Consider the following 4,572-nt stretch of genomic DNA (forward strand, 5'->3'; position numbering starts at 1 on the left):
GACCCGTTGCGTGAGCGGCTGCTGGAGGCGTTCGCCGGGCTGCGGCCGCGGGCGGGCACGGTGCCGCTGTACTCGACGGTGCGCGGTGCCGTGGTTGCGGGCACCGGGCTGGGGACGGAGTACTGGTTCGACAACGCCCGTCAGCCGGTGGAGTTCGAGGGCACCGTGCGCGCGCTGCTGGCGGACGGCTTCGACACGTTCGTGGAGTGCAGCCCGCACCCGGTGCTCACGATGGGCATCGAGGAGACGGTGGAGGCGGTCGGCCACCCCACGGCGGTGGCGGTCGGATCGCTGCGCCGGGACGAGGGCGGGCTGGAGCGGTTCCTGTTGTCGGTGGGTGCGGTGTTCGCGCAGGGGTTGGCGGTGGACTGGTCGGCGGTGTTCGCCGGTCAGGGTGCCCGCCGGGTCGACCTGCCCACGTACGCCTTCCAGCACCAGCGCTACTGGCTGAAGACCTCAGCCCCGCAGCCGAACTCCGCTGCCGGCACGGAGCCGCTGGAGACCGGCTTCTGGGACGCCGTGGCCCGCGAGGACCTGCCGGCCCTGGCCGACACCCTGGAGCTGGACCCGGCGCGGGCGGAGCAGCACGACTCGCTCGCCGCACTGCTCCCGTCGCTCTCCAGGTGGCACCGCAGCCGCCGACGGCAGGCCCAGGCCGATGCGGTGCGCTACCGGATCGCCTGGCGGCCGCTCGACGAGCCGGGCGCCTCGCGGCCCGCACGGCTCTCCGGCACCTGGCTGGCGGCAGTACCGACGGGCACGGCCGACGCCGGCCAGGACCCGCAGCGCGCCGACCGGGTCGCCGCCTGCCTGCGGGCACTGCGGGAGCACGGTGCGCACGTCGTCACCTTCGAGGTGAACCCGGACGTGGACGACCGGCACAGTGTGGCCACGCGCGTGCGCGAGCTGCTCGCGGCCGAGGCCGTGACCGACGAGCCCTCCGGCGTGCTGTCGCTGCTCACGCTGGGCGAGGCCGACGGCCCGGACGGCCGATCCGCACACGCCGTGGTCGTCGCGACCACCACGCTGCTCCAAGGACTCGGCGACGCCCTGGTCCACGCCCCGCTGTGGTGCGTGACCAGCGGAGCCGTCACCGCCGGCGAAGCACGCCGCACACCCGACCCCGTCCAGGCCCTGGTGTGGGGCCTGGGCCGGGCAGCCGCGCTGGAGCACCACGACCGTTGGGGCGGCCTCGTCGACCTGCCCGAGAACCTGGACGACCAGACGCTGACGCGACTGTGCGCGGCGGTTGCCGGGCTCGGTCACGAGGACCAGATAGCGATCCGTCGCTCCGGGACGCTGGCCCGACGCCTGGAGCACGCACCCCACGACGACACCGCGTCGGCCCGGCTCGCTCAGCCGCACGGCACCGTCCTGATCAGCGGCGCCGACACCGCCCTCGGCACCCTGGCCGCCCGATGGCTGGCCCGGACCGGAGCCGAGCACCTGCTGCTGCTCCCCGCCGAGGACGGGGAGCCCGACGGCTGGCCCGCGCCGGAGCTGCGGGCGGAGCTCAGTGGGCTCGGCAGCCGGATCACCGTGCTCGGCTGTGCGGCGACCGACCGGCAGGCGCTGCGGGAAGCGCTGGCGCAGCTGCCCGCCGAGCAGCCGCTGACTGGGGTGGTGCACGCCGTGGCCGCTTGGGACGACGAGCCGCTCGACGACCTCTACCCGGCCAGCCTGGCCGCCTCCGTCCAGGCCCAGGCCGCCGCCGTCAGCAACCTGGGCGAGCTGACGGAGGAACACCAGCTGTCGGCGTTCGTCGTGCTCGGTTCACTTCCCGGCGCGATCGGCGGCGCCCGCCAGGCCGGCCGACTGGCGGCGACCGCCTTCGCCGACACCCTGGTCGAGCAGCGCCGGGCGCGGCAGCTCGTCGCGACCTCGCTGGCTTACGGCCCGCTCATGTCGGGTGAGGGTGAGGGTGAGGGTGGCGGCCGGGCCGCCGCGACGGACTGCGCGGCCGACGAGCGCCTGCTGGGTCTGGGCGTCAATGCGCTGGACTGGCAGACCGCCGGAACCGCCTTCGAGCAGACGCTGGCAGACCGCCAGGGAGCCGCGATCGTCGCGGACATCGCCTGGCCGCTGCTGCTCGCGACGATGGCAGCGGTGCGTCCCAGCCCGCTGCTCGGCGACCTGCCCGAGGCCCGGCAGCTCCGCGACCGCGCCGCCGCGGACAGCGACTCGGCGGACGACGCGACGTCCCTGGCCCAGCGCCTGGAGGCGATGTCCGACGGGGAGGCGCAGGAGTTCCTCACCGAGCTGGTGGCGACCCAGGTCGCCCAGGCGCTCGGACACGCCTCGGCCGACGCCGTCGACTCGGGCCGGCCCTTCCGCGACCTGGGCTTCGACTCGCTCAGCGCCGTGGACCTGCGCAACCGGCTCAACACGGCGACGGGCCTTCGGCTGCCGGTGACCGTGGTTTTCGACCACCCGACCCCGGCCGTGCTCGTCCGCCAGCTGTGGCAGCAGATCGGCCTGCGCCGGGGGCCCCGGCAGAGCGTGTCGGTGAGTGGCCAACTGGACGAGCTGGAACTGTCGTTGGCGTCACTGACCGATCCCGGGGAGACGCAGCGCGCGGGGATCACCGCACGGCTGCGAACCCTGCTGTCGACCTGGACCGCACGGCACGAGCCGGAGCAGGACGTCTTCGGCGACGGCCTCGACCTCGAGACCGTCACGGCGGAGGAGCTCTTCGACGTGCTGGACCAAGAACTCGACGCACGGTGAAACCAGTCAGTGGGACGGCTCGGTAGCCGGCCTGCCACGGCGGCTCACGTTCCCGCCGTACCCCCTCATTTCCGTACATCTCCGCAATCTCTGCACAGCGCGATCTTCCGCATGGCCTTTTAAGGAGCTGACGTTGGTGGCGAACGAGGAAAAGCTCCTCGACTACCTGAAGCGAGCGACCGCCGATCTGCGGGAGGCACGTCGGCGCGTGCGGGAGCTGGAGGAGAAGGAGTACGAGCCGATCGCCATCGTCGGGATGAGCTGTCGGTACCCCGGTGGGGTGGGCTCCCCGGAGGCACTGTGGCAGCTGGTGGCGGACGGCCGGGACGCGATTGGTGGATTCCCGACCGACCGTGGCTGGGACGAGGACGTCTACGACCCGGACCCGGAGCGCGCCGGGAAGACGTACAGCCGCGAGGGCGGATTCCTCTACGACGCCGCCGAGTTCGACGCGGGCTTCTTCGAGATCTCGCCGCGGGAAGCGACCACGATGGACCCCCAGCAGCGGCTGCTGCTGGAGGCGTCCTGGGAGGCGTTCGAGCGGGCCGGGATCGACCCGGAGGCGCTGCGCGGCAGCCAGACCGGAGTCTTCGCCGGCGTCGCCTACCACGACTACGGCCCGCCCCTGCACGACGCGCCTTCGGAGGTCGAGGGCCACCTGCTGACCGGCAACGCAGGCAGCGTCGCCTCGGGCCGCATCTCCTACACCTTCGGTCTGGAGGGGCCGGCGGTGACGGTGGACACGGCGTGTTCGTCGTCGCTGGTGGCCCTGCACCTGGCCGCCCAGGCCCTGCGCCGGGGCGAGTGCGACCTGGCACTCGCCGGTGGCGTCGCGGTGCTGGCCACGCCCGGCGGCTTCATCGAGTTCAGCCGTCAGCGAGGGCTGGCGGCGGACGGTCGGTGCAAGTCGTTTGCGGCTGCTGCTGATGGCACCACCTGGGCCGAGGGCGTGGGCATGCTGCTGGTGGAGCGGCTGTCGGACGCGCGGCGTCACGGGCACCGGGTGTTGGCGGTGCTGCGCGGTAGCGCGGTGAATCAGGATGGTGCGTCGAATGGTCTGACGGCGCCGAACGGTCCGTCGCAGCAGCGGGTGATCCGGCAGGCGTTGGCGAACGCGCGGCTGACGGCCGATCAGGTGGACGTGGTGGAGGCGCACGGGACGGGTACGAAGCTGGGTGACCCGATCGAGGCGCAGGCGCTGCTGGCCACCTACGGTCAGGGGCGTGCCGCTGACCGGCCGCTGTGGCTGGGGTCGTTGAAGTCGAACATCGGGCATGCCCAGGCTGCTGCGGGTGTGGGTGGCGTCATCAAGATGGTGATGGCGATGCGGAATGGTGTGCTGCCGCGGACGCTGCATGTGGACGAGCCGACGCCGCAGGTGGACTGGGCGGCCGGTGCGGTGGAGCTGCTGACCGAGGCTCGCGAGTGGGTGCCGGGTGACGAGGTGCGGCGTGCCGCCGTCTCCTCCTTCGGTGTGAGCGGGACGAACGCGCACGTGATCCTGGAGCAGGCTCCGGTGGAGGAGCCGGGTGAGGCGGTCGTTGCCGAGCCGTCGCTGCCGGTGGTGCCGTGGGTGCTGTCGGGGAAGTCGGCGGGTGCGCTGCGGGCGCAGGCGGCGCGGTTGGCCTCGTTCGTCGAGGGCTCTGTTGATGTGTGTGATGTCGATGTGGCGTTCTCGCTGGTGTCGTCGCGTGCGGTGTTGGAGCACCGTGGTGTGGTCGTGGCGCGTGACCGGGCGGAGGCTTTGGCCGGGCTGTCGGGGCTGGCGTCGGGTTCGGGCCTTGCGGGTGTTGCGGGTTCGCGGCGTCTGGCGGTGTTGTTCTCGGGTCAGGGCTCGCAGCGTGC

General features: G+C 73.0%; 2 protein-coding genes. Both read left to right on the forward strand.

Annotation, left to right across the window (positions count from 1 at the left end; genetic code table 11):
- The coding region (locus ACFQ87_RS44520; RefSeq protein ID WP_380616761.1) for a KR domain-containing protein at positions 1-2,727 on the forward strand (2,727 nt) is incomplete at its 5' end.
- Between the two features lie 136 nt (positions 2,728-2,863).
- Positions 2,864-4,572 (forward strand): type I polyketide synthase (locus ACFQ87_RS44525; protein ID WP_380616762.1); only part of this gene is annotated, 1,709 nt, incomplete at its 3' end.

This window comes from Kitasatospora sp. NPDC056531 (assembly GCF_042794375.1).
Taxonomy (GTDB): Bacteria; Actinomycetota; Actinomycetes; order Streptomycetales; family Streptomycetaceae; genus Kitasatospora.